Below are 24,807 nucleotides of genomic sequence, written 5' to 3' on the forward strand. Positions count from 1 at the left end.
GCGGCGGGCTTCTCGGCGGCCGGGGCCGGCTCGGGCTCGGCCGGGGCGGGGGCCTCGGCGTCGCTCTCGGCGTCGACCGACGGGGTCGCCTCGTCGGTGGCCTCGGTCTCGGCGGCCTGGACCTCGGGGGCCTCCTCGGCGGGAGCCTCGGGCTCGGACGCCGACGCGGCTCCGGAGCCGTCGCCGATGCGCACCAGCTCGGCGCCGACCTCGACGGTCTCGTCCTCCTGGACGAGGATCTCCTCGATCACTCCCGCGACGGGCGACGGGATCTCGGTGTCGACCTTGTCGGTCGAGACCTCGAGCAGGGGCTCGTCCACCTCGACGCGGTCCCCGACGTTCTTCAGCCAGCGGGTGACCGTTCCTTCCGTGACACTCTCTCCGAGTGCCGGGAGGCTGACGGATTCGCTCATGAGCCTGTCTCCTTAAGACGCTTGTGTTTCGATGTCCAGCTTACTGATGCGGAAGCGGCGGATCGCCGCACCGCAGTGGTTCTACAGGGCGTGCAGCGGCTTCCCGGCCAGAGCGAGGTGCGCCTCGCCGAGCGCCTCGTTCTGAGTGGGGTGCGCGTGCACGAGGGGCGCGACGTCCTCGGGGTGCGCCTCCCAGTTCACGATGAGCTGAGCCTCGCCGATCAGCTCGCCGACGCGGGCTCCGACCATGTGCACGCCGACGACGGGGCCGTCGACCAGGCGCACGACCTTCACGGAGCCGGTGGTCCCGATGATCGTGCTCCGGGCGTTGCCGCCGAGGCCGTAGTCGTACACGGCGACGCGCTCGGCGCCGTACTCGGCGATCGCGCGGGCCTCGCCGAGGCCGACGGAGGCCACTTCGGGGTCGCTGTAGGTCACCTTCGGGACGTTGACGTCCGAGACGACCTGCGGGCCCAGACCGGCGATCTCCTCCGCGACGAAGATCCCCTGCTGGAAGCTCCGGTGCGCGAGCTGGAGCCCCGGCACGATGTCGCCCACGGCGTACACGCCGGGGACGGAGGTCTGCAGGCGCTCGTCGGTCAGCACGTAGCCGCGGTCGAGGCGGACCCCGGCCTCCTCGAGGCCGATGCCCGCGGTCACCGGGCCGCGGCCGACGGCGACCAGCAGGATCTCGCCCTCCACCGTGGCGCCGCTCTCGAGCGACACGGAGACGCCGCCCTCGCTCTGCGAGACCGACGCGACGCGGGATCCCAGCTGGAAGGCGATGCCCCGCTTGCGGAAGGCGCGCTCCAGCTGCTTGCTGACGCTCTCGTCCTCGTTGGGAACGAGGTGGGGGAGGGCCTCGACGATCGTGACCTCGGCGCCGAACGAGCGCCAGACGCTCGCGAACTCGACGCCGATCACTCCGCCGCCGAGGACGACGACGCTCGCGGGCACGTGGTCGAGCTCGAGAGCCTGGTCGCTCGTCAGGATCCGGCCGCCGATCTCGATGCCGGGGAGGGTGCGGGAGGCGGACCCGGTGGCGACGACGATCGACGCGCCGTGGAGCACGTGCTCGCCGACGGTCACCGTGCCGGGCGCGGTGAGACGGCCCTCGCCCGTGACGACCGTGATGCCGCGCGAGGACACGAGGCTCTGGAGCCCCTTGTACTTGCCGGCGACGACGCCCTCGCGGTAGCGCGTGACGCCCGCCATGTCGATCCCGGTGAAGCTCGAGAGCACGCCGTACTTCTCTCCCTCGCGGGCGCCGTCCGCCAGCTCGGCGGCGTGCAGCAGGGCCTTGGTGGGCACGCATCCCCGGTGCAGGCAGGTGCCGCCGAGCTTGTCGCGCTCCACGAGCGCGACGCTCATCCCGAGCTGCGTCGCCCGGAGGGCCGCCGCGTACCCGCCGCTGCCACCTCCGAGCACGACCAGGTCGTAGCGCTCTTCCGACACCCAGTGACTCCCTCGCGACGTGCGGTCCCGCTTCCCGGCCGACCGGCTCCGGCGCTGAGCGCCGAGCGGATCGGGAGGGGGGACGAGGCGGGATCTCCCGCCCCGTCGACCCTACTACGCGCTCGCGAAGCCCTCGGCCAGGGCGATCAGCGCGCGCACCGAGACCCCCGTGGCGCCGGCTCCGGTGAAGCCGTAGCCGCCGCCTCCGTTGCTCGAGGGGCCGGCGATGTCGAGGTGCGCCCACGGGATCGTGGTCGCGTCCTCGCCCTCGCCGCGCTTCCCGACGAACTCGCGGAGGAAGTGGCCGGCGAGGAGCATGCCGCCGGCGGTGTTGCCCGGCTTGACGTTCGCGATGTCGGCGATCTCCGAGTTCAGCAGCGGTCGCAGCTCCGCGGGGAGGGGCATCTGCCAGAAGGGCTCTCCCGCCGCGCGGGCGGCGTCGAGGACGCGGGAGACCAGCTCGTCGTCGCCCAGAGCGCCGACGGTCCGGTTGCCGAGGGCGACCACGGAGGCGCCGGTCAGCGTCGCGACGTCGATGATCGCATCGGGCTGCTCCTCGCTGGCGGCGACGAGGCCGTCGGCGAGCACCAGTCGGCCCTCGGCGTCGGTGTTCAGCACCTCCACCGTGGTCCCGCCGCGCACGGTGAGCACGTCGTCCGGGCGGATCGCGGTCCCGGAGGGGAGGTTCTCGGCGATGCAGAGCCAGGCGGTCGCGCGGAGCGGGAGGCCGAGTTCCGCGATGGCGCGCACGACGGCGTACACGGTCGCCGCGCCCGCCATGTCGGTCTTCATCCCGATCATCGAGGCCGGCGGCTTGAGCGAGAGTCCGCCGCTGTCGAAGGTGATGCCCTTGCCGACCAGGGCGAGGTGGGTGCTCGCGCCCTCGGGCGCGTAGGCGACCTTCACGAGGCGGGGCGGGCGGGAGGAGCCGCTGCCGACTCCGAGGATGCCGCCGAACCCCTCCTCCGCGAGGGCCTCCTCGTCCCAGACGGTGACCTCGAGCGGCAGTCCCTCGGCGCCGGTCTGCACGGCCTCGGCCAGCGTCTGCGGGTAGAGGTGCGACGGGGGAGTGTTGACGAGGTCCTTCACCGTGCCGACCGCGCGGCCGAGCACGAGCGCCCGGTCCAGGACGGCGGGGTCGGCCGACTCGCCGCCGCCCAGCAGGACGACGTGCTCGACGGGCGCCTTCGCCGCGGCGGCGGTGCTGCTGCGGAAGGCGGTGAAGGAGTAGGAGCCGAGCGCGGCGCCCTCGGCGACCGCGGCGAGCGTGCCGTCGGAGCCGGCGGGGAGGGAGAGGGCCACGGAGGCGGACCCCGCGAGCAGGCGGACGGCGGCGCCCGCGGCGTTCCGCAGCGCGGTGTCGTCGGGCTCCGCCGAGCCGAGGCCGACGAGGACGATCACTCCGGCACGGACCGAGGACGGCACGCGCACGAGCGTCTCGGCGGCGCCGGTCGCGCCGAGCGCGCTCAGCGCGGGGGCCAGCTCCTCGAAGCCCTCAGCGCCGACGAGCCGGGGACCGTCGGGTCCCGGGGCGACGCCGAGGACGAGGGCGTCGGTGTCGATGTCGGAGGCGGGAACGGTCGAGTACTCGAGAGAGGAGAGGGGCATGGCGGCAATGCTAGGCGCTGTTCGCTGAGGGCTCAGCGGACCCGGACGGGGCGCCGGGACCCCCGTTTAGACTGGACGCATGCTGGATCCGGAAGACCTGTTCGAGATCGAGGGCGACCTCTCCGAGATCCCGCGCGGGCTGCACCTCGTCACGGGCCTGACCGGCTCGGCCGACGCCGGGGGAGCGGTGGGGCAGCTGGGGGAGTACCTCTTCGAGACCCTCGAGCACCGCGAAGTCGCGGTCTTCGACCAGGATCAGCTGCTCGACTACCGGGCCCGCCGCCCCATCATCACGTTCGACCAGGACCACCTGACGGACTACCGTCCTGCGATGCTCCGGCTCTCGCTCGCGCACGACGAGCTGCACCAGCCGTTCCTCCTGCTCACCGGCTTCGAGCCCGACTTCCAGTGGGAGCGGTTCACCCGCGCGGTGGTCTCCCTCCTCGAGCGGCTCGACGTCGCCTCGACCACGTGGGTCCAGGCGATCCCGATGCCCGTGCCGCACACCCGGCCCGTCGGCGTCACCGTGAGCGGCAACCGCGAGGACCTGATCGAGGCGATGTCGGTCTGGAAGCCGCACACGCAGGTGCCCTCGAACGTCCTCCACCTGCTCGAGCTGCGCCTCTACGAGCGCGGTCTGACCGTGGTCGGCTTCGCGCTGCTCATCCCCCACTACCTGTCGGACACCGAGTACCCGCAGGCGGCGGTCGCGGCGCTCGAGAGCATCTCGGCGTCGACCGGCCTCATCTTCCCGACGGACCGCCTGCGCGAGAGCGGGCGGGAGTTCCTCGGCAAGGTCGACGAGCAGGTCGGCGGCAACGACGAGCTGCAGAAGCTGGTCTCGGCCCTCGAGGCGCGGCACGACACCTACATGGAGGGGACGAGCCTCCGCTCGCCGCTCACCGACGAGGACGGCTTCGTGCCCAGCGCCGACGCGATCGCCGCCGAGCTCGAGAAGTTCCTCGCGATCCGCCGCCCGGGCGAGGAGCCCACCGCCTCCTGAGCGGCCGTAGGATCGGACGAGTGCGTGATCGTCGAGCCTGGTTCGTCTTCGGTGCCGGAGCGTTCGCCTACCTCGTCGCGGTCCTGGACCGCACGACGCTGGGCGTCGCAGGAGTGGACGCCGCGGAGCGGTTCGGGGTGGCCGCCGCCGTCCTCTCGTCGCTCGCCGTCGTCCAGCTGATCGTCTACGCCGGGATGCAGATCCCGGTCGGGATCCTCATCGACCGGTTCGGCCCGCGGACCCTGATCCTCTCGGGCACGGCCCTGATGATGGCGGGCCAGGTCGTAGTCGCGATCGCGCCGGGCATCGGCGTCGCGATCGTCGGGCGGATCCTGCTGGGAGCCGGGGACGCCGCGATCTTCACCTCCGTGATCCGCCTCACGGTGACCTGGTTCAGCGGACCGATCGTGCCGCAGCTCTCGCAGTGGATCGGCAACATCGGCCAGGTGGGCCAGATCCTCTCCGCACTCCCGTTCGCGGCGATCCTCCACACGTTCGGCTGGGAGCCCGCGTTCCTCAGCGCCGCCGGCCTCGGGGCCGTGTCCTTCCTCGGCGTGCTCCTCCTGGTCGCCGACGTCCCGCCGCGCACCGAGCCGATCACGGTGGTGCCTCCGACGCTCCGGGCGACGATCGCGCAGCTCGGAGTGAGCCTGCGCCGGCCGGGGACGCAGCTCGGCTTCTGGTCGCACTTCGTCACGCAGTCCTCCGGCACGGTGTTCACGCTGCTCTGGGGCTACCCCTTCCTCGTCTACGCGATCGGCCTGCCGCCGACCGTCGCCGCGCCGACCCTCACGATCGTCGTGATCGCGGGGATCGTCGTCGGGCCGGTGCTCGGCGTCCTGACCGCTCGCCACCCCATGCGCCGCAGCAACCTCGTGCTCGGGATCGTCTCGGCGATGGCGGTCGCCTGGACCGTCGTGCTGCTCTGGCCCGGCGTCCCGCCGTACTGGCTCGTGGTGCTGCTCCTGATCGTCGTCGGAGCGGGCGGCCCCGGCTCCATGATCGGGTTCGACTTCGCCCGCACGTTCAACCCCTCGCGGAGCCTCGGCGCGGCGAACGGAGTCGTCAACGTGGGCGGGTTCCTGGCCAGCTTCACGATGATGTTCGCGATCGGCCTGATCCTCGACGCACTGGCCGGTCCCGGTGCCTCCTCCGAGCAGACCTACTCGCTCGAGCACTTCCGCCTGGCGTGGTGCGTGCAGTACGTGGTGGTCGGCGCCGGAGTCGTCGGACTCGTCGTCGCGCGCCGCCGGACCCGCCGCCGCCTGGCCGAGGACGAGGGAATAACCGTGGCCCCTCTCTGGGTTGCACTGAGTGACCGGATGCGCCGCGGCCGCGCGGGGCGCTGACGGTCGTCCGTCGATCCGCCCTTCTGCAGACGCGATGTCCCAGCGGAACGGCCCGGATCCCGCCGGATCGAGCCCCACTCGCACCGCACCGCACGGCTGCACTACTCAGACGTGCAATAATTGTCAATAGGACCCGTTCGGGTCGAGGAGCACCAGGCCCACGTCGGGCGTGCGACGTCCTCGACTTGACATGGGTCCTCGTAATGCCCACCGACGGACGACGCCTTCCCGCGCCGCCCGCCCCCGGGACGCAACGGATGGAGAGGTGCCGCCATGGCCACCAGAGCTACCAAGACCGCAACGCTCGACGCCGTCGACGACGACGTGACGACGACCACCAAGAAGCCCGCGACGCGCAAGCCCGCGGCGAAGACCACGGCGGCCAAGACCACCGCGGCCAAGACGACCCGCTCGCGCGCCACGACCAAGGCCGCCGCTCCCGCCGACACCGAGGAGGAGCCGACCGACGCCGTCGAGCCCGACGAGGCGGCGGAGGAGGAGACCGAGGTCGTCGCCGAGGACACCGAGACCGACGCGAAGGACGACGCGGAGACGCCGGAGGCCCCGGCCGCCGCTGCCGTCGCCGCTCCGGCCGAGCCGCTCCCGAGCGGTGCGCTCGTCCTGTCGTTCGGCGGAGAGGACGACGAGGTCCCGGTCTACTCGACCGCGATCACCGGCGCCACCGCCGACCCGGTCAAGGACTACCTGAAGCAGATCGGCAAGGTCGCGCTCCTGAACGCGGCCGAGGAGGTCGAGCTCGCGATGCGCATCGAGGCCGGCCTGTTCGCCGAGGACAAGCTCGCCAACTCGACCGACCTCAGCCCGGAGCTCGTCCGCGAGCTGCGCTGGGTCGCGAAGGACGGCCAGCGCGCGAAGAGCCACCTGCTCGGAGCGAACCTCCGGCTCGTCGTCAGCCTCGCGAAGCGCTACACCGGTCGCGGGATGCAGTTCCTCGACCTCATCCAGGAGGGCAACCTGGGCCTCATCCGTGCGGTCGAGAAGTTCGACTACACCAAGGGCTTCAAGTTCTCGACCTACGCCACGTGGTGGATCCGCCAGGCGATCACCCGCGCGATGGCCGACCAGGCCCGCACCATCCGCATCCCGGTGCACATGGTCGAGGTCATCAACAAGCTGGCCCGCGTGCAGCGCCAGATGCTCCAGGACCTGGGCCGCGAGCCCACGCCCGAGGAGCTCTCGCGCGAGCTCGACATGACCCCCGAGAAGGTCATCGAGGTGCAGAAGTACGGGCGCGAGCCGATCTCGCTGCACACGCCCCTGGGCGAGGACGGCGACAGCGAGTTCGGCGACCTCATCGAGGACACCGAGGCGGTCGTCCCGGCCGACGCCGTGGGCTTCACCATGCTGCAGAAGCAGCTGGAGTCGCTGCTCGACTCGCTCTCGGAGCGCGAGGCCGGCGTGATCCGCATGCGCTTCGGCCTCGGCGACGGCATGCCGAAGACGCTCGACCAGATCGGCGACACCTTCGGCGTGACGCGCGAGCGCATCCGTCAGATCGAGTCCAAGACGATGGCCAAGCTCCGCCACCCGTCCCGCTCGCAGTCGCTCCGCGACTACCTCGAGTAGGCCGGTGATCCGCTACGCGCCGGCGGTCCTCCTCGGGAGGGCCGCCCGGTTCGCCGCGCGGGTCCGGAAGCCCGGCGGGGGATCCGCCGTGCCCGGACTCGTGGTGAACCGCGTCGCGCCCGGATTCCTGCCCGCGGTGCTCGACGGGTTCCGGGACGGCCTCGTGGTCGTCACGGGATCGGCGGGCAAGTCGACCACGACCAAGATGCTGGTCGCGGTGCTCCGCGCGCACGGGCTCCGGGTCTTCACCAACCCGTCGACGGCCAACATCGCCCAGGGGCTGACCTCCGCGCTCCTGGAGCGGGCGGACCTCCGCGGACGGATCGACGCCGACATCGCCGTCCTCGAGATGGACGAGGGTCACGGCGCGCGCCTCGCGCCCCGGATGCGCCCCCGCGTCGTCCTGCTGACGAACGTGGTGGTCGACCAGATCGACCGCTTCTTCGATCCGGCCATGGTCGCCCGGATGCTCGGCACCATCGCCTCCCGCGCGACCGGTCCCGTCGTGCTGAACGCCGACGACCGCCACGTCGCCGATGTCGCGACATCCCTCCCCGACGAGCGGATCCGCTGGTACGGCGTCTCCTCCTCCGTCCGCGACTCCGCGTCCGGCGGTCTCGGCTACGCCGCGGAGGCGGAGGCCGGGACCGACCGTGCCACCACCGTCGTCGAGAGCACGACGGGAGCGGTCGCGCGCATCGTCAGCGACGGCGACCCGCTCGAGGTCCGGCTCCCCGCGCGGGGCGTCCACTACGCGGTCGACGCCGCGGCGGCCGTCTCCACGGCCCGCGCCGTGCTCGCCGAGCGCTTCGACCCGGTCCTCGCCGCCTCCGCGCTCTCGAGCATCGACCCCGTCTTCGGGCGGGGCGAGATCGTCACCGTGCGCGGCCACGAGGTCGAGTTCGTCCTGGTTCAGAACCCGGCGAGCTACCGCCTGAACATCGCGGAGATCCCCGAGGGGACCGAGCAGATCATGCTCGCGATCGGCTCCGACGTCCGAGACCCCTCCTACTTCTGGCCCGTGGACACCTCCGTGCTCGGGCACGTCCGGGTCGTCTCGGGGTCGAAGGCGCACGAGGCGGCGCTGCACCTGCGCTACGACGGCGTGCGCGTCGACTCCGTCGACGAGGACCTGGGTCGCGCGCTCGACGCGTTCCTCGCTCTGCCGACCCCCGCCTCCGGCCGGAAGACCATCGTCTTCTCGGCCGATTCGATGCGCCGCACCCGTGCGCACCTGCAGCTCATCACCAACCGCGAGGAGACCGCGTGACCACCCTCCGCATCGCCGTGCTCGCTCCCGACGTCCTGGACAGCAACGGCGACGCGGCGAACGCCCGGGTCCTCGCGGCTCGGGCGCGCTGGTCGGGCGTCGAGGCGGAGGTGGTGCCGCTGGCGACCGCCTCCGACGCCGAGGTCCGTCCGGACGTCCTGGTCGCCGGGACGGGAGCGGACGAGGACCTCCCGGGCGTCCTGGCACTCCTCCACGAGATCGCGCCGACGCTGCGGGCCTGGGTCGACCAGGGCACCCAGGTGGTCGCGGTCGGAGCCGGCTGGGAGATGCTGGCCGGTTCGATCAGCACGGCCGCGGGCGGCGCCCGGGGGATCGGGCTGTTCCCCGGAGACTCGGTCACGGGCGAGCGCGCGACCGACGACCTCCTCGTCGAGACGCCGGGCGGCGTCCTCGTCGGATTCGAGAACCACGAGCGCCGGATGACCGGGATCGCGCCCGAGGACGCGCTCGGCCGAGTGCTGCACGGCACCGGCGACGGCGCCGGCCACGAGGGCTACGCGGAGGGAGGCCTTCTGGGCACCCACCTGCACGGCCCCGTCCTCGCGAAGAACCCCTCGCTCGCGGACGCGATCCTGCGGCGCGCCCTCGGCGACGCCTACTCCCCGTCGGACGAGCGTCTCCGCCTGGTCGATGAAACGGCACGAGCCGCTCGCGATGTGATCGCGAAGCGGCTCGGCGTCGGTCGGTAGGGCGCTGACGCGCCGTCCGGGCTGATCGGGGACGCGCTAGGGGCGCTGCTCCTCGAAGAGTCGGGCGGACTCGTCGTGCCAGCTCTGGGCGATGCTGGAGAGCTTCTCCTGGTACTTCTTCCCGTGGTGCGCGCAGAACAGCAGTTCTCCGTTGTTCACGACCACTCGGATGTACGCCTGCGCACCGCAGCTGTCGCAGCGGTCGGCGGCGGAGAGCTGGTGGGCACCGGCGAGCTCGTCCACGCCGTTCTGGGTTGCTGTGGTCGACATGACTTGGCCTCCTGCACTCGTTCTTCGATCTCTGCTTAGTGGAACCCATCCAAGCACGCGATTGTTTCCGCACGGAGTCGATCGGTCGGCATTTCGCTCTGCGCGTAGGGGCCCCGCGCCGAGCGGCCATCGTGCTGTCGTCGGGTGCCGCGCCACCGCGGCCGGAGCGGTTCCCGAAAGTAGACTGGGCGGATGGCCTCCACCGACTACAACGCCCGCCACCTCTCCGTCCTCGAGGGTCTCGAGGCGGTCCGGAAGCGGCCCGGCATGTACATCGGATCGACCGACTCGCGCGGCCTCATGCACTGCCTCTGGGAGGTCATCGACAACTCCGTCGACGAGGCGCTGGCCGGGCACGGGACCGAGATCAGCGTGCTCCTGCACGCCGACGGCAGCGTCGAGGTGCGCGACCGCGCGCGCGGGATCCCGGTCGACATCGAGCCGAAGACGGGGCTCTCCGGAGTCGAGGTCGTGTTCACGAAGCTGCACGCGGGCGGCAAGTTCGGCTCCGGGTCCTACGCGGCGTCCGGCGGTCTGCACGGCGTCGGCGCCTCCGTGGTCAACGCGCTCTCGGAGCGCCTCGACGTCGAGGTCGACCGCAACGGCCGCACCTACCGGATGTCGTTCCACCGGGGGGAGCCCGGGCGCTTCGCCGACGCGGGCGAGCCCACCCCCGACGCTCCGTTCACGCCGTTCGAGAACGGGTCGGAGCTGACGGTCGTCGGGAAGGTCGCCAAGGGCGTCACCGGTACGCGCGTGCGCTACTGGGCCGACCGCCAGATCTTCACGAAGGGCGCCTCGTTCCAGACGGACGACCTGGTGACGCGCGCCCGGCAGACCGCGTTCCTCGTCCCCGGCCTGACGATCGACATCGTCGACGACCGGGCGGACGAGCGCCGCGCCGAGATGTTCCGCTACGACGGCGGCATCTCGGAGTTCGTCGAGTTCCTCGCCCCCGACGCCCCCGTGACCGAGGTGCTGCGCCTCACCGGCTCCGGCACCTTCACCGAGACCGTGCCGGTGCTGACCCCCGGCGGCGCCATGGTGCCCACCGAGGTGGAGCGCACCTGCGAGGTCGACATCGCCCTGCGCTGGGGCACCGGCTACGAGACGGTGATGCGCAGCTTCGTGAACATCATCTCGACGCCCAAGGGCGGGACGCACCAGACCGGCTTCGAGCAGGGCCTGCTGAAGCTGCTCCGCTCCCAGGTGGAGGCGAACGCCCGCCGCCTCAAGGTCGGCTCGGACAAGCTCGAGAAGGACGACGTCCTCGCCGGGCTCAGCGCCGTGCTGACCGTGCGGCTCCCTGAGCCGCAGTTCGAAGGCCAGACGAAGGAGGTGCTGGGCACGCCCGCGGTCCGCGCGATCGTCGCCTCCACCATCGCCTCGACGCTGGGCGTGGTGTTCTCCTCGACGCGCCGCGAGGACAAGGCGCAGACCTCCCAGCTCCTCGAGAAGGTCGTCGCCGAGATGAAGTCGCGGATCTCGGCCCGCGCGCACAAGGAGACGCAGCGCCGCAAGAACGCGCTGGAGTCCTCCTCCCTTCCGGCGAAGCTGGTCGACTGCCGCAGCAGCGACGTCGAGAACAGCGAGCTCTTCATCGTCGAGGGCGACTCCGCCCTCGGCACCGCCAAGCTCGCCCGCAACAGCGAGTACCAGGCCCTGCTGCCGATCCGGGGGAAGATCCTCAACACGCAGAAGGCGAGCATCGCCGACATGCTCTCGAACGCCGAGTGCGCCTCGATGATCCAGGTGATCGGAGCCGGCTCCGGCCGCTCCTTCGACCTCTCGGCCGCCCGCTACGGGAAGATCATCCTGATGAGCGACGCCGACGTCGACGGCGCCCACATCCGCACCCTGCTGCTCACGCTCTTCTTCCGCTACATGCGGCCGCTCGTCGAGGCGGGGCGCGTCTTCGCCGCCGTGCCTCCGCTGCACCGGCTCGTGGTGATGAACGCGGGGAAGAAGCCGAACGAGACGATCTACACCTACTCCGAGAAGGAGCTGCAGAGCGTGCTCGCGGCCCTCGGCAAGGCGGGCCGCCGTTACCAGGACCCGATCCAGCGCTACAAGGGGCTCGGCGAGATGGACGCGGACCAGCTGGCCACGACGACCATGGACCGCTCCCGCCGCACCCTCCGCCGGGTGCGGGTCGCCGACGCGGAGAACGCCGGCCGGGTGTTCGAGCTGCTGATGGGCAACGACGTGGCACCCCGCAAGGAGTTCATCGTCCGCGGGTCCGAGTCGCTGTCGCGGGACCGCATCGACGTCTGAGCCGCGGGGCTCAGAACACCTCGGGCGCCGCTCCGATCGTCGCGATCGGCGCCGCGAGCGCCACGCCGGAGCCGTCGCGCTTCATCCCGGAGTCGGGCAGCGCGGCGACCGAGCCGTCGGCCTCGAGCGCGTGCGCGGGACCGGGGCCGACCCACGCCACTCCGAGGGCGGTCTCGCCCTTGAGGAAGCGCTGCGCACGGACTCCGCCGGTGGCCCTGCCCTTGGCGGGGAACTCCGAGAACGGCGAGACCTTCGCACTGCCGGTGTCGGTCCCCGAGAGGGCCCAGCTGTCGACGGCGACCGTCGCGACGACGGCCTCGTCCCGGTCCTCGGCGGCGACGACGGCGAAGTGCACGACGTCGTCGGTCTCGGCCAGCTTGACCCCGGCCATCCCCGCGGCGGTCCGGCCCTGAGGGCGGACGGCGGACGCGGGGAAGCGCAGCAGCTGGGCCTCGCCGGTGACGAAGACCAGCTCGTCCTCCTCCGCCGACGCGGCCGCGCCCACGACGGCGTCCTTCGGCTTCAGGGCGATGAGCTCGATGTCCGGGCGGTTGGGCAGCTCGCCCGGCGCGACGCGCTTGACGACGCCCTGCTGGGTGCCGAGCGCGATCGGCCGCTCGTCGTCGAGGGCGACGAGCGCGAGCACCCGCTCGTCCTTCGCCAGGTGCGGGAGGTAGTCGCTCATGCGCACGCCCGCGCCCAGCTGCACCGAGGAGGAGGGGACGGCGGGCACGTCGACCGGCGAGAAGCGGAGGAGCCGACCGGCGCTGGTGACCGCGCCGATCTCCGTCCGGCTGGTCGTGTCGAGCACGCTGAGGACGGCGTCGTGCTTCGAGCGGCGCGTGGCGCGCTCGGGGTGGGGAGCGGCCTCGGGGTCGCGGTCGACCCGCACCATGCGGCCGGTGGTGCTCAGCAGCACCCGGCAGGGCACGTCCGCGATCTCGAGCACCGCGGCGGCCTTCCGCCCGGTGGTGGCGACGGAGGGACGCGCCTCGGTGAGCAGGGTGCGCCGCGGGGTCCCGAGGCGCTGGGCGACCTCGTCGAGCTCGTCCGAGACCAGCTCGTCGATCCGTGAGCGGCTGGCGAGGAGGGCCTCGAGCTCGGCGATCTCGGCGAGGAGGGTGTCGCGCTCGGTCTCGAGCTCGATGCGCGAGAACTTCGTGAGGCGGCGGAGCTGGAGCTCGAGGATGTAGTCGGCCTGCAGGGTGCTGAGGTCGAAGACCTCGATCAGCCGGGCCCGCGCCGCCGCGGTGTCGTCGCTCCCGCGGATCAGCTGGATGACCTCGTCGATGTCGAGGATCGCGATGAGCAGGCCCTCGACCAGGTGCAGCCGCTCCTGGCGCTTGCGCAGTCGGTAGCGGGTCCGCCGGGTGACGACCTGCACCCGGTGGCCGATGTAGACCTGCAGCAGCTCCTTCAGGCCGAGGGTGCGCGGGCCGCCGTCGACCAGCGCGACGTTGTTGATCGAGAACGCGTCCTCGAGGGGCGTGTAGCGGTAGAGCTGCTCGAGGACGGCCTCCGGGCTGAAGCCGGTCTTGATCCCGATGACGAGCCGGAGGCCGTTGTCCCGGTCCGTCAGGTCGGTGACGTCCGAGATGCCGCTGAGCTTCTTGTTCTGGACGCCGTCCTTGATCTTGTCGATGACCTTCTCGGCGCCGACGAGGTAGGGCAGCTCGGTGACGACCAGGCCGGACTTGCGCGCGGTGATGCTCTCGACCGAGACGCGCGCGCGGGTCTTGAAGCCGCCCCGGCCGGTCGCGTAAGCGTCGCGCACGCCGGCGAGGCCGACGATCGTGCCACCGCTCGGGAAGTCCGGTCCGGGGACGAACGACATCAGGTCGTCCAGGGACGCGTCGGGATGGGCGATCAGGTGCCGGGCCGCCCCGATCACCTCCACGAGGTTGTGGGGCGCCATGTTCGTCGCCATGCCGACGGCGATGCCGCTGGCCCCGTTGACCAGCAGGTTCGGGAACGCGGAGGGGAGGACCTCGGGCTGGTCGTGCGAGTTGTCGTAGTTCGGGACGAAGTCGACGACGTCCTCGCCGAGGTGCTCGGTCATGGCCGTGGCGGCCGGGGCGAGGCGGGCCTCGGTGTAGCGGGCCGCGGCCGGGCCGTCGTCGAGGGAGCCGAAGTTGCCGTGCCCGTCGACGAGGGCGACCCTCATCGTGAACGGCTGGGCGAGGCGGACGAGGGAGTCGTAGATCGAGGCGTCGCCGTGCGGGTGCAGCTTGCCCATCACCTCGCCGACCACGCGGGCCGACTTCACGTGGCCGTGATCGGGCCGCAGCCCCATCTCGCTCATCATGTAGAGGATCCGGCGCTGCACCGGCTTGAGGCCGTCGCGGGCGTCGGGCAGGGCCCGCGAGTAGATGACCGAGTACGCGTACTCGAGGAAGGACCCCTCCATCTCGGCCGAGACGTCGACGTCCTCGATGCGCTCGGTGAGCGAGGATCCGGAGGAGGGGGCTGCAGCGTTCATGACTCGATTCGGTGGCGGGCGCGGGGCGGCGGCGGGGGACTGCACCGCCCTGCGGCGCTCGACGGGACGGGCGGAGCGGAGACGGCGCCTCGCGGACGGGACCGGCCCTCCCGTTCACGCGGACGCTCCGCTGCACCGGCCCGGCGGGGACGGCGGCGCTGTGCGAAACTGGGCGCGATGACCCACATGCTACCGCCAGCCCCCGACGGGCGGCGGAGCCTCGCCGACGTCCTGCCGGGCGCCCTCGACGCGCTCCTGGGCCGCCCCGGCCTCTTCGGCTCGCCCCGCGTCGAGCGGATCGTGGTCGTCCTCGTCGACGGCCTGGGTGCCGCGAACCTCCGCCAGCGCGGGGGCCACTCGCGCACGCTCGCTCCGGCCCTCAACCGCGGCACCACGCTCGTCTCGGGCTTCCCGACGACCACCGCGGCGGCCCTGGCGAGCCTGACGACGGGCCTGCGCCCGGGCGGGCACGGGATGGTCGGCTACCGCGTGCTCGACCGCGCCTCCGACCGCCTGGTCAACCAGCTCTCCGGCTGGGACGAGGGCATGGTGCCCGAGACGTGGCAGCCCCACCCCACGGTCTTCGAGCAGGCCTCGGCCGCCGGTGTCCGGGCCGGAGTGATCGGCCCCGCGCGGTACGCCCGCTCCGGTCTCACGCGGGCGATCCTGCGCGGCGCCGAGTACCACTCCGCCGGCGGCGTCGCCGAGCGCTTCACGGCGGCGCGCGCCCTGCTCGACGAGGGCGGCCGGCAGCTCGTGTACCTCTACGTCCCCGAGCTCGACCAGGCGGCGCACGCGCGCGGCTGGGAGTCGCCGGAGTGGACGGCAGCGCTCGAGCTCCTGGACGGGGAGGTCGGCGGAGCGGTCCGCGGGCTCTCCGCCCGCGAGAGCGTGCTGGTCACCGCCGACCACGGCATCGTGGACGTCCCGGCGTCCTCGCACGTGCTCGTCGAGCAGGGACCGCTGCTCGAGGGCGTCCGGCACCTCGGCGGAGAGCCCCGCTGCCTGCAGCTGCACCTCGAGCCGGGTGTGGACCCCGACGAGGTGGCGCGGCGCTGGATCGAGGCGGAGGGCGCACGCGCCTGGATCGCGACGCGCGACGAGGTCGCCGTGAGCGGCTGGTTCGGCGAGGTCTCTCCGGCGGCGGCCGAGCGGATGGGCGACGTGTTCGTCGCGGCGCGGAGGACCATCGCCTACTACGCGGCGGACGACTCCTCCGGCCGCTCCATGATCGGGCAGCACGGGTCGCTCACGCCGGAGGAGACGCAGGTGCCGCTCCTCCGCTTCGGCGCGCTGGCCTGAGCCGGGCCGAGGGGACGGGGGCACCGTCCACCCCGGCGGAGCCGCGCCGGCGGAGGGTCAGTCGTCGCTGCGCGCTCCGAAGACGATCTCGTCCCAGCTCGGCATCGACGCCCGCCCCCTGCGGAGGCTCCCGCGCACGCCCGACGGCTGCTCGGGGACCGGGGGAGCGGTGCGCGGCGGCTCCGGTGCCTTCTCGACGGGAGGAGCGGCCTCGGCCTCGGGCTCCGGCTCCTCGCGGACGCGGAGGCTCGAGGCGTGATCGCGCTCGCCCCGGCGCCGCCGCAGGGCGTCGAGGAGGTCGGCGGTGTCGTTGAGGTTGCGCTCGCGCTGTTCCGTCGTGCTCGTGACGGGGCGGGGGAGCGTCGAGATCGGGCGCGGGGTCTCGGAGAGGGCCGGCTGCGGCTCCGTGTCGGAGGGGCGGACGGCGGCCGGTCGGGCGTGCGGCATCGCGGCGGGGCGGCCTGCCGTGGGGTGGTCGGCCCGGGCGGAGCGGGTCGGCGCCTCCGCGGACTCCGGGTCGAAGCGCGTGGCGAGCTCGTCGACGGCGGCGGGGATGACGGCGCGCAGGCGCGGGATGAGGGTCGGCCGGATCTCGCCCTGCTGCGAGAGCGTGATCGCCTCGGAGGTCAGCGGCGACAGCAGCGCCTTCCGCGGGTCGAAGCGCCAGCGGGCGTCGTGGTCGATCTCGTCCGAGCGGAAGAGGAGCTTGACGACCCAGCCCTCCTCCTCCTTCCAGCTCGACCACTGCTCGCCCTCGGCGCCGAGCGACGCGAGGCGGTCGCGGATGACGTCGCCGAAGGGCGTGCCCTCCTCGAGGGGATCGGGGTCGGTGGTCGTGTAGACGCGCACGGCGAGGGCGGACGCGACGATGTGCTCGCGCTCGGCCGTGACGGGTCCCTCGAAGCGCTGGACGTAGCCCAGGTCGGCGCCCGTGAGCTCGGCGACCTCCTCGGCGGAGAGCCCGGAGCGGATGTGGGCCTGGATCTCGCGGGGGGAGACGCGCTTCTCGCGCGGCGGGAGGGTGTGGACCCGCGGCCGCAGCTGGCTCTGCAGCGTCTCGTCGATGCGGACCGAGAAGCGCTCGCCGCCCTCGGACACGAGGACGAGCGATCCGCCCTCGACGCCGATCACCTTCAGTTCCATCATCGTGGGGACCCTCCTTCTGGACGCGGACCGGGCAAGGATGCCACGCGCCCGGGCGATCGGCCGGGAATACCCCGGGCGGGTCGAAAGTTGGTGCGGAAGGAGGCGGGGCGAGCGGGTGTCAAGAGCCGTTCGAGGTGGTTTGCGAATCGATGCGTCGTGATGCACACTGACCCCGCCGATTTGTTGAACAGCAGAAATAAGAAGTGGATGGGAATGGCTACGGACTACGACGCCCCCCGCAAGACCGATGACGACTCCGAGTCGATCGAGGCCCTGAAGGAGCGAGTCCCCGACAAGATGTCCGGAGTCGTCGACGTCGATGACGCCGACAACCCGGGCGGATTCGAACTGCCCGGTGCCGATCTGTCCGACCTCGATCTGGACGTCGTGGTCCTTCCGCCCCAGGCGGACGAGTTCACGTGCGTGAGCTGCTTCCTCGTGAAGCACCGCTCGCAGATCGACCACGAGGAGAAGCTCGGACCGATCTGCCTGGAGTGCGCCGCTTAAGCGCCTCCCGGCTCCGAAGGACGACCGCTCCGTCGCCGTGATCCCCGGATCGCGGCGACGATGTCGTCCGGGCGGCGAGTGGAGACCAGCCAGTACGGCGTCGGGTCGGCCGGATCCTCGATCGGGACCCGCACCACCTCCTTCACCCAGCCGCGGATGACCAGGTACGCCCGCGCGTCCAGGCGCGTCCCACGCTCGGCGAACGCCTGGTCCCCCGAGTAGGAGGACGGCTCGCCCACGAGGTCCAGCGGGATGTGCGCGCGGCCGGCGCGCAGCTCCCCCTCCGCCACCTCGATCACGGGGGAGAGGGCCAGCAGCGACAGCACGCAGCCCGCGTACAGCACGACTGCGACGATCACCCCCACCGCGAAGTCGATGGGCGCGAACACCAGGATGCTGGCGGGGATCACGAGGGCGGTGGCGACGAAGAGCCAGGGCGCGGGCCACAGCCTCTCTCGGTAGGACGGCATGACCCTATTGGATCAGACGTTTGGTCTACCCTCGTCACGTGCCTGCAACCGTCGACGTCCCGATCACCGCGGACCGGCTCCCCTCCTACGCCCGTCCGGGCGACGCGGGAGCCGATCTCCACTCGACGGAGGACGTGGTGCTCGCCCCCGGTGAGCGCGCCTCCGTCGGCACAGGGGTGGCCGTCGCCCTCCCGGAGGGCCACGCCGGCTTCGTCGTCCCCCGCAGCGGGCTGGCCTTCAGGCACGGCATCACCGTCGTCAACGCCCCCGGAACGATCGACGCGGGCTACCGCGGCGAGATCCGGGTGGCGCTGCTCAACACCGACAGCCGCGAGACGTACCGCGTCTCGGCGGGGGACCGGATCGCGCAGCTCGTGATCGTCCCCGTCGTCCAGGCGAGGTTCACGGCCGTCGACGAGCTTCCCGAGTCGGTCCGCGGCACGGGCGGCTTCGGATCCACCGGGTACGCCGCCGGCGCCCAGGAGACCAGAATCCACGAGGAGAGCGCATGAGCGACATCCAGTCCACGACCGGCGAGGCCGCCGAGCCCGTCCAGCAGGACTTCGAGAAGTCGGCGCCGGAGGACCGCGCGGAGGCCGGGCCCCTGGACGAGCGCGAGGCCAACCCGGTCCGCCCCTACATCGACCTCGGCGGGGTGAAGGTGCTTCCCCGCGAGGGCATGCACATCCGCCTCGAGGTCGAGGAGGGGACCAAGCGCGTCATCGCCGTCGGCCTCGACTACGCAGGGTCGACGCTGCAGGTGCAGCCCTTCTCCGCGCCGCGCTCCTCGGGCCTCTGGCACGAGATCCGCGGCCAGATCGCCGAGCAGATCGGCCGTCAGGGCGGATCGACGACGGAGCGCGACGGCGTCTTCGGTCCGGAGCTCGTCGCCGAGCTCCCGATCGCCGGCGGCCAGACCCGCGTCGCCCGGTTCGTCGGCGTCGACGGTCCGCGCTGGTTCCTCCGCGGCGTGATCGCCGGAGCCGGAGCCGTCGACGAGCAGGCGGCCGCCTCGGTCGAGGAGCTCTTCCGCAGCATCGTCGTGGTCCGCGGCAGCGGCCCGATGCCTCCGCGCGACCTGATCCCGCTGAAGGTGCCGACCGGCAGCCAGACCCAGCAGAGCGCGAGCTGACCGGCATGGAGCCGGTGCGGCCCGAGGACCCGGCCCGATCGGAGGAGCCGGTCCGGCCCGAGGTCGGCGACGCGATCGCGCAGGCCGCCCGCCGCTCGGGGCTCGGCGCGGTCGCCGACGGCGAGCCGTTCGACGGGAAGGCGCTGCTGCGCACCATGGGCGGCGTCCGGGGGATCCTCGAGGCCGTCGTGCCCGGCATCGCCTTCGTCCTGCTCTACACGGTCACCTCGGAGCTGGTGCTCTCGCTGGTCGCATCCGTCGGGCTCGCCGTGGCGTTCACGGTGGCGCGGGTGCTCGGCCGGACGCCGGTGATCCAGGCCGTCGGCGGACTGCTCGCCGTGGTGGTCTCGGCCGCACTGGCGCTGTTCACCGGGCGGGGCGTCGACAACTTCGCCCTGGGGCTGCTCACCAACCTCGTCTACGGGCTCGTCTTCCTCCTCTCCGTCCTCGTGCGCTGGCCCCTGATCGGCGTCGCCGCCGGCTTCCTGATGGGGGACGGCACCGCCTGGCGATCCGATCGGCGCAAGCGCCGCCTCTTCGGCGCCCTGACCCTCGCGTGGGCGGGGCTCTTCCTCCTGCGCCTGGCCGTGCAGTACCCGCTGTTCCTCGCCGAGGACACCACGGCGCTGGGCATCTGGAAGCTGGCGCTGGGCCTGCCCCTGTACGCGCCGCTGCTGGTGCTCACCGTGCTCGCCGTCCGGGCCGAGTACCGCGGAGCCGGCGAGCGCGCCGATGCGGGCGATGCTCCGGATCGTGCATAGAATTGTCTCGACGTCGAGATAAATAGCGCTCGCCTCCCCGCACCGTCGCGGCGAGGTCGACCGGGCGCCTCGGCGTCGAGGAGTTAGGTCCTCCTTGGTGGCAGGCCGCTGTGCGCGGTCGTCAAGATGAGGACGGAGAGCGGCTCCGCCCGTCGGCGGACGCTGCAGTCAGCGAAGGAGAGGGCGACGTGTCCGCGGTAGACAGCTTTGGATCGAAAGACACCCTGAAGGTCGGCTCGACCGACTACGAGGTGTTCCGCATCGACCGGGTCCCCGGTCACGAGAAGCTCCCGTTCAGCCTCAAGGTGCTGCTCGAGAACCTCCTCCGCACGGAGGACGGCGCGAACATCACCGCCGACCACATCCGCGCCCTCGGCGAGTGGGTCCCGGAGTCGGAGCCCGACACCGAGATCCAGTTCACGCCGGCCCGCGTGGTCATGCAGGACTTCACCGGCGTGCCCTGCATCGTCGACCTCGCCACCATGCGCGAGGCCGTCGCTGCCCTGGGCGGCGACGCGAACCGGATCAACCCGCTCGCGCCCGCCGAGATGGTCATCGACCACTCCGTCATCGCCGACCTCTTCGGCACCGAGGACGCGCTCGAGCGCAACGTCGAGCTCGAGTACGAGCGCAACGGCGAGCGGTACCAGTTCCTCCGCTGGGGCCAGACCGCCTTCGACGACTTCAAGGTCGTCCCGCCCGGAACCGGCATCGTGCACCAGGTCAACATCGAGTACCTGGCCCGCGTCACCATGACCCGCGAGGTGGGCGGCGCGCTGCGCGCCTACCCCGACACCTGCGTCGGCACCGACTCGCACACGACGATGGTCAACGGCCTCGGCGTGCTCGGCTGGGGCGTCGGCGGCATCGAAGCCGAGGCCGCGATGCTCGGCCAGCCCGTCTCGATGCTCATCCCGAAGGTCGTCGGCTTCAAGCTCACCGGCTCGATCCCGACCGGCGTGACCGCGACGGACGTCGTGCTCACCATCACGCAGATGCTGCGCAAGCACGGCGTGGTCGGCAAGTTCGTCGAGTTCTACGGGGCCGGCGTCGCCGCGGTGCCGCTCGCCAACCGCGCCACCATCGGCAACATGAGCCCCGAGTTCGGCTCCACCGCCGCGATGTTCCCCATCGACGACGTGACCCTCGACTACCTGCGCCTCACCGGCCGCAGCGACGAGCAGATCGCCCTCGTCGAGCAGTACTCCAAGCTGCAGAAGCTCTGGCACGACCCCGCGGTCGAGCCGGTCTTCAGCGAGTACCTCGAGCTCGACCTCGGCACCGTCGTCCCCTCGATCGCCGGCCCGAAGCGCCCGCAGGACCGGATCGAGCTCTCGTCCGCCAAGACGCAGTTCGAGTCGGACCTCACCAACTACGCGGACGTCTCGCACGACATCGTCGACCTGACCATCGCGGAGTCGTTCCCCGCCTCCGACCCCGGAGAGCTGCAGCCGCAGGACGAGCACAGCAGCCACGAGCACACCCACCGCTCGCACGCGCCGGCGACCGCCTCCAAGCCGACCACGGTCGAGCTCGGCGAGGGCGGGACCTTCACGATCGATCACGGCGCCGTCGCGATCGCGGCGATCACCTCGTGCACCAACACGTCGAACCCGTCCGTCATGCTCGCGGCCGGCCTGCTGGCCCGCAACGCGGCGCAGAAGGGTCTGAAGGCCAAGCCGTGGGTCAAGACCACGCTGGCGCCCGGATCGAAGGTCGTCACCGACTACTACGAGAAGGCCGGCCTGACCGAGTCGCTCGAAGCGCTCGGCTTCTACACGGTCGGCTACGGCTGCACGACCTGCATCGGCAACTCCGGCCCGCTGCTCGAGGAGATCTCGGCCGCGGTGCAGGACAACGACCTCGCCGTGACCGCCGTGCTCTCGGGCAACCGCAACTTCGAGGGCCGCATCAACCCGGACGTGAAGATGAACTACCTGGCGAGCCCCCCGCTCGTCATCGCCTACGCGCTCGCCGGCTCGATGAACTTCGACTTCGAGGTCGACGCGCTCGGCACCGACTCCGACGGCAATGACGTGTTCCTCAAGGACATCTGGCCCGACGCGGCCGAGGTGCAGGCGACGATCGACTCGTCGATCGACAAGTCGATGTTCGACACGCAGTACGCGGGCGTGTTCGACGGTGACGAGCGCTGGCGCGCGCTGCAGACCCCCGAGGGCTCGATCTTCGAGTGGGACGAGTCGTCGACCTACGTGCGGAAGCCCCCGTACTTCGACGGCATGACGATGGAGACGACCCCGGTCACCGACATCGCCGGTGCCCGCGTGCTCGCCAAGCTCGGCGACTCCGTCACGACCGACCACATCAGCCCCGCCGGCTCGATCAAGGCCGACAGCCCCGCCGGCCGCTACCTCGACGAGCACGGCATCGACCGCAAGGACTACAACTCCTACGGCTCGCGCCGCGGCAACCACGAGGTGATGATCCGCGGCACGTTCGCGAACATCCGCCTGCGCAACCAGCTGCTCGACGGCGTGGAGGGCGGTTACACCCGCGACTTCACTCAGCCGGACGCCCCGCAGTCGTTCATCTACGACGCGTCGCAGAACTACCAGGCCGAGGGCACCCCGCTCGTCATCCTGGGCGGCAAGGAGTACGGCTCCGGCTCGTCGCGCGACTGGGCGGCCAAGGGCACGAGCCTGCTGGGCGTCAAGGCGGTCATCGTCGAGAGCTTCGAGCGGATCCACCGCTCGAACCTCATCGGCATGGGCGTCGTCCCGCTGCAGTTCCCCGCGGGCGAGAGCTGGGAGTCGCTGGGCCTGGACGGCACCGAGTCGATCAGCATCTCGGGCATCGAGGAGCTGAACGAGGGCGTCACCCCCAAGACGGTCCACGTCGTCGCCGAGCCGACCGAGCACTCGGCCGAGGGCAAGCGGACCGTCGAGTTCGACGCGGTCGTCCGCATCGACACCCCCGGTGAGGCGGACTACTACCGCAACGGCGGCATCCTGCAGTACGTGCTGCGCTCGCTCGTCTAGATCAGCCGCAGAGCGTGTGCGCCTTCCCTGCGGGGGAGGCGCACACGCGTTCCCGGGGGCCCCGTGCGTAGACTCGGGAGACGTCCCCACCTCGCTCACGACCCCGGAAGGCGGCGCGCATGGCTGTTCTCGAGACCATCGGCGGTCCTCGCGATCTCGATCGCCTGACCGCGGCCGAGCTCGAGACGCTGGCGCAGGAGATCCGCGACTTCCTCGTGCGCGAGGTCTCGAAGACCGGAGGCCACCTGGGGCCGAACCTCGGCGTCGTCGAGACGACCATCGCGATCCACCGGGTCTTCGACTCGCCGCACGACGCGATCGTGTTCGACACCGGCCACCAGTCCTACGTCCACAAGCTGCTCACCGGTCGCCAGGACTTCTCGAAGCTCCGGCAGCGCGGCGGCCTCGCCGGCTACCCGCAGCGGAGGGAGTCGCCGCACGACATCGTCGAGAGCTCGCACGCCTCCAGCTCGCTGTCCTGGGCGGACGGCATCTCCCGCGCCTTCACGATGACCGGTCAGACCGACCGCCACGTCGTCGCGGTCGTGGGTGACGGCGCCCTCACCGGCGGCATGACCTGGGAGGCGCTGAACAACATCAGCGACGACAACTCCCGCGGGCTGGTCATCGTGGTCAACGACAACGGGCGCTCCTACGCCCCGACCATCGGCGGCATGGCCCGCTTCCTCAACGGCGTCCGCACGCGGCCGACCTACCGCACGATGCACCGCGGCTCCCGGGCCGTCTCGGAGCGGCTGGGCGGCCCCGCCGCCGCCGTCTACCGCGGCGTGCGCGGCGGGCTCCACGGCTTCCTCAGCCGCTTCATCAACAACGAGGCGCTCTACTCCAACCTCGACATCAAGTACCTGGGGCCGATCGACGGACACGACCTGACGGCGATGGAGGAGGCCCTCCAGCAGGCGAAGGACTACGGCCAGCCGGTCATCGTCCACGCGATCACCCAGAAGGGCAAGGGCTTCGGTCCGGCCGTGCACGACCTCGCCGACCAGTTCCACGCCGTCGGGCAGATCGACCCCGAGACGGGCGAGCCGCTGAGCGCGGCCGGGGCCCGATCGTGGACCTCGGTGTTCGCCGAGGAGATCGTCACCCTGGCCGACGAGGACCCGACGATCGTCGGCATCACGGCCGCCATGCTCCGGCCCGTCGGTCTCGACCGCCTCGCGGAGAAGTACCCGGAGCGCGTCTTCGACGTCGGCATCGCGGAGCAGCACGCCGTGACCTCGGCCGCCGGTCTCGCCTTCGGCGGGCTGCATCCGGTCGTCGCGCTGTACGCCACCTTCGTGAACCGCGCCTTCGACCAGGTGCTGATGGACGTCGCACTGCACCGCGCGGGCGTCACCTTCGTACTGGACCGCGCCGGAGTCACCGGGCCCGACGGTCCGAGCCACCACGGCATGTGGGATCTGGCGATCCTGCAGGTCGTCCCGAACATCCGCCTCGCCGCTCCGCGAGACTCCGTGCGTCTGCGCGAGGAGCTGCGCGAGGCCGTGGGCGTCACCGACGCGCCGACCGTGGTGCGCTTCTCGAAGGGGAGCGTCGGCGACGAGATCGACGCCGTCGAGCGCCTCGGCGACGGAGTCGACGTGCTCGCCCGCGCCGAGCGCAAGGACGTGCTGCTGGTCACGGTCGGGCCGATGGCCGCGATGGGTCTCGAGGTCGCTCAGCGGCTCGCGGCCCAGGGCATCGGAGCCACCGTCGTCGACCCCCGCTGGGTCGTGCCCGTGCCCACCAGCATCATCGAGCTCGCCCGCGAGCACCGCATCGTCGTCTCGATCGAGGACGGGGTGCGCGTCGGCGGGATCGGCACGCGCATCCGCCAGGACCTGCGCGAGGCCGGCGTGGACACCGCGGTGACAGAGCTCGGGCTGCCCGACCAGTTCCTCGACCACGCGAAGCGCGAGGAGATCCTCGAGGACGTCGGGCTCACTCCCCAGCACATCGCCCGCGACGTCGTCGCGCAGGTGCTGGGCAGCAAGATCCCGGTCGCCCGTCCGCTCCCGGACGAGGTCGAGGCCCGGGACGACGCCCGCAGCGACTGATCGTCCGTCGGG

General features: G+C 71.9%; 20 protein-coding genes. 13 read left to right on the forward strand and 7 right to left on the reverse strand.

Translation table 11 applies throughout. The features are described from left to right. The 3 genes from C5C29_RS08145 to C5C29_RS08155 form a co-directional block, all read right to left on the reverse strand. On the reverse strand, positions 1-413 hold a 413-nt coding region (locus tag C5C29_RS08145), incomplete at its 3' end, for a biotin/lipoyl-containing protein (RefSeq protein WP_308470864.1). 81 nt (positions 414-494) lie between these two features. Further along, positions 495-1,868 carry a dihydrolipoyl dehydrogenase gene (lpdA, locus tag C5C29_RS08150; protein ID WP_104222126.1) on the reverse strand — a complete coding sequence of 458 codons (1,374 nt, stop codon included), beginning with the start codon at positions 1,866-1,868 and terminating at the stop codon, positions 495-497. Positions 1,869-1,982: 114 nt separating this feature from the next. Then, a complete protein-coding gene (locus tag C5C29_RS08155; RefSeq protein ID WP_104222124.1) occupies positions 1,983-3,476 on the reverse strand; it encodes a leucyl aminopeptidase in 1,494 nt (497 codons plus the stop codon). Between the two features lie 79 nt (positions 3,477-3,555). Between C5C29_RS08155 and C5C29_RS08160 the strand changes: the two genes are divergently transcribed. The 5 genes from C5C29_RS08160 to C5C29_RS08180 all read left to right on the forward strand — a co-directional run bounded on the left by C5C29_RS08160 (position 3,556) and on the right by C5C29_RS08180 (position 9,395). Continuing rightward, on the forward strand, positions 3,556-4,479 hold the full coding sequence (locus C5C29_RS08160; RefSeq protein ID WP_104222122.1) for a proteasome assembly chaperone family protein: 924 nt from the start codon (positions 3,556-3,558) through the stop codon (positions 4,477-4,479). Between the two features lie 20 nt (positions 4,480-4,499). Next, positions 4,500-5,828 carry a nitrate/nitrite transporter gene (locus C5C29_RS08165; protein ID WP_104222120.1) on the forward strand — a complete coding sequence of 443 codons (1,329 nt, stop codon included), beginning with the start codon at positions 4,500-4,502 and terminating at the stop codon, positions 5,826-5,828. 273 nt (positions 5,829-6,101) lie between these two features. Next, entirely contained in the window at positions 6,102-7,415 is a 1,314-nt protein-coding gene (locus C5C29_RS08170; RefSeq protein WP_104222118.1) for an RNA polymerase sigma factor, read from the forward strand. A 4-nt stretch (positions 7,416-7,419) separates the two neighbouring features. Beyond that, positions 7,420-8,685, forward strand: a complete 1,266-nt coding sequence (locus tag C5C29_RS08175) for a Mur ligase family protein (protein WP_104222116.1) — start codon at positions 7,420-7,422, stop codon at positions 8,683-8,685. Continuing rightward, the gene (locus C5C29_RS08180; protein WP_146076889.1) at positions 8,682-9,395 is read left to right on the forward strand and encodes a type 1 glutamine amidotransferase; all 714 of its coding nucleotides are present in this window, start codon (positions 8,682-8,684) and stop codon (positions 9,393-9,395) included. Before C5C29_RS08175 ends, C5C29_RS08180 begins: the two co-directional genes overlap by 4 nt. Before the next feature lie 36 nt (positions 9,396-9,431). Here the strand turns inward: C5C29_RS08180 and C5C29_RS08185 are convergent, their stop codons facing one another. After that, on the reverse strand, positions 9,432-9,665 hold the full coding sequence (locus C5C29_RS08185) for a hypothetical protein (protein WP_068212876.1): 234 nt from the start codon (positions 9,663-9,665) through the stop codon (positions 9,432-9,434). Positions 9,666-9,857: 192 nt separating this feature from the next. Here C5C29_RS08185 and C5C29_RS08190 point away from each other — a divergent pair, with 192 nt between their 5' ends. Beyond that, the gene (locus tag C5C29_RS08190; RefSeq protein WP_104222112.1) at positions 9,858-11,939 is read left to right on the forward strand and encodes a type IIA DNA topoisomerase subunit B; all 2,082 of its coding nucleotides are present in this window, start codon (positions 9,858-9,860) and stop codon (positions 11,937-11,939) included. 10 nt (positions 11,940-11,949) lie between these two features. Here the strand turns inward: C5C29_RS08190 and C5C29_RS08195 are convergent, their stop codons facing one another. Beyond that, the gene (locus C5C29_RS08195) at positions 11,950-14,418 is read right to left on the reverse strand and encodes a DNA topoisomerase (ATP-hydrolyzing) subunit A (protein WP_104222110.1); all 2,469 of its coding nucleotides are present in this window, start codon (positions 14,416-14,418) and stop codon (positions 11,950-11,952) included. A gap of 177 nt (positions 14,419-14,595) precedes the next feature. Between C5C29_RS08195 and C5C29_RS08200 the strand changes: the two genes are divergently transcribed. Then, positions 14,596-15,720: an alkaline phosphatase family protein gene (locus tag C5C29_RS08200; protein WP_258062136.1), complete on the forward strand. Its 1,125-nt coding sequence runs from the start codon at positions 14,596-14,598 to the stop codon at positions 15,718-15,720. A 57-nt stretch (positions 15,721-15,777) separates the two neighbouring features. Here C5C29_RS08200 and sepH read toward each other — a convergent pair whose 3' ends face one another. Then, on the reverse strand, positions 15,778-16,866 hold the full coding sequence (sepH, locus tag C5C29_RS08205; RefSeq protein ID WP_104222108.1) for a septation protein SepH: 1,089 nt from the start codon (positions 16,864-16,866) through the stop codon (positions 15,778-15,780). Between the two features lie 213 nt (positions 16,867-17,079). Between sepH and C5C29_RS08210 the strand changes: the two genes are divergently transcribed. Beyond that, positions 17,080-17,373 (forward strand): DUF4193 domain-containing protein, encoded by a 294-nt coding sequence (locus C5C29_RS08210; RefSeq protein WP_055792269.1) that lies wholly within the window; start codon positions 17,080-17,082, stop codon positions 17,371-17,373. Here the strand turns inward: C5C29_RS08210 and C5C29_RS08215 are convergent. Next, positions 17,370-17,843 carry a DUF3093 domain-containing protein gene (locus tag C5C29_RS08215; protein WP_104222107.1) on the reverse strand — a complete coding sequence of 158 codons (474 nt, stop codon included), beginning with the start codon at positions 17,841-17,843 and terminating at the stop codon, positions 17,370-17,372. The two genes, C5C29_RS08210 and C5C29_RS08215, sit on opposite strands and share 4 nt — an antisense overlap. A gap of 38 nt (positions 17,844-17,881) precedes the next feature. On the opposite strand from C5C29_RS08215, the gene dut reads away from it, so the two are divergent. The 5 genes from dut to dxs all read left to right on the forward strand — a co-directional run bounded on the left by dut (position 17,882) and on the right by dxs (position 24,795). Next, entirely contained in the window at positions 17,882-18,355 is a 474-nt protein-coding gene (dut, locus tag C5C29_RS08220) for a dUTP diphosphatase (RefSeq protein WP_104222105.1), read from the forward strand. Beyond that, positions 18,352-18,975: a DUF3710 domain-containing protein gene (locus tag C5C29_RS08225; RefSeq protein WP_104222103.1), complete on the forward strand. Its 624-nt coding sequence runs from the start codon at positions 18,352-18,354 to the stop codon at positions 18,973-18,975. Before dut ends, C5C29_RS08225 begins: the two co-directional genes overlap by 4 nt. A gap of 5 nt (positions 18,976-18,980) precedes the next feature. Further along, positions 18,981-19,736, forward strand: coding sequence for a DUF3159 domain-containing protein (locus tag C5C29_RS08230; protein WP_104222101.1), 756 nt, complete (start codon positions 18,981-18,983; stop codon positions 19,734-19,736). A gap of 188 nt (positions 19,737-19,924) precedes the next feature. After that, positions 19,925-22,735 carry an aconitate hydratase AcnA gene (acnA, locus tag C5C29_RS08235; protein ID WP_104222099.1) on the forward strand — a complete coding sequence of 937 codons (2,811 nt, stop codon included), beginning with the start codon at positions 19,925-19,927 and terminating at the stop codon, positions 22,733-22,735. Positions 22,736-22,854: 119 nt separating this feature from the next. Continuing rightward, a complete protein-coding gene (dxs, locus tag C5C29_RS08240; protein WP_104222098.1) occupies positions 22,855-24,795 on the forward strand; it encodes a 1-deoxy-D-xylulose-5-phosphate synthase in 1,941 nt (646 codons plus the stop codon). The last annotated feature ends 12 nt before the right edge of the window (positions 24,796-24,807 follow it).

The sequence above is a fragment of the Rathayibacter sp. AY1H2 genome, assembly GCF_002931985.1.
Classification (GTDB): domain Bacteria; phylum Actinomycetota; class Actinomycetes; order Actinomycetales; family Microbacteriaceae; genus Rathayibacter.

Coding starts and splice junctions, on each gene's coding strand:
- C5C29_RS08170 (WP_104222118.1), top strand. CDS start 6,102: ATGGCCACCAGAGCTACCAAGACCGCAACGCTCGACGCCGTCGACGAC.
- C5C29_RS08230 (WP_104222101.1), top strand. CDS start 18,981: ATGGAGCCGGTGCGGCCCGAGGACCCGGCCCGATCGGAGGAGCCGGTC.
- C5C29_RS08225 (WP_104222103.1), top strand. CDS start 18,352: ATGAGCGACATCCAGTCCACGACCGGCGAGGCCGCCGAGCCCGTCCAG.
- C5C29_RS08155 (WP_104222124.1), bottom strand. CDS start 3,476: ATGCCCCTCTCCTCTCTCGAGTACTCGACCGTTCCCGCCTCCGACATC.
- C5C29_RS08185 (WP_068212876.1), bottom strand. CDS start 9,665: ATGTCGACCACAGCAACCCAGAACGGCGTGGACGAGCTCGCCGGTGCC.
- dxs (WP_104222098.1), top strand. CDS start 22,855: ATGGCTGTTCTCGAGACCATCGGCGGTCCTCGCGATCTCGATCGCCTG.
- C5C29_RS08190 (WP_104222112.1), top strand. CDS start 9,858: ATGGCCTCCACCGACTACAACGCCCGCCACCTCTCCGTCCTCGAGGGT.
- C5C29_RS08200 (WP_258062136.1), top strand. CDS start 14,596: ATGACCCACATGCTACCGCCAGCCCCCGACGGGCGGCGGAGCCTCGCC.
- sepH (WP_104222108.1), bottom strand. CDS start 16,866: ATGATGGAACTGAAGGTGATCGGCGTCGAGGGCGGATCGCTCGTCCTC.
- C5C29_RS08160 (WP_104222122.1), top strand. CDS start 3,556: ATGCTGGATCCGGAAGACCTGTTCGAGATCGAGGGCGACCTCTCCGAG.
- C5C29_RS08215 (WP_104222107.1), bottom strand. CDS start 17,843: ATGCCGTCCTACCGAGAGAGGCTGTGGCCCGCGCCCTGGCTCTTCGTC.
- C5C29_RS08210 (WP_055792269.1), top strand. CDS start 17,080: ATGGCTACGGACTACGACGCCCCCCGCAAGACCGATGACGACTCCGAG.
- C5C29_RS08195 (WP_104222110.1), bottom strand. CDS start 14,418: ATGAACGCTGCAGCCCCCTCCTCCGGATCCTCGCTCACCGAGCGCATC.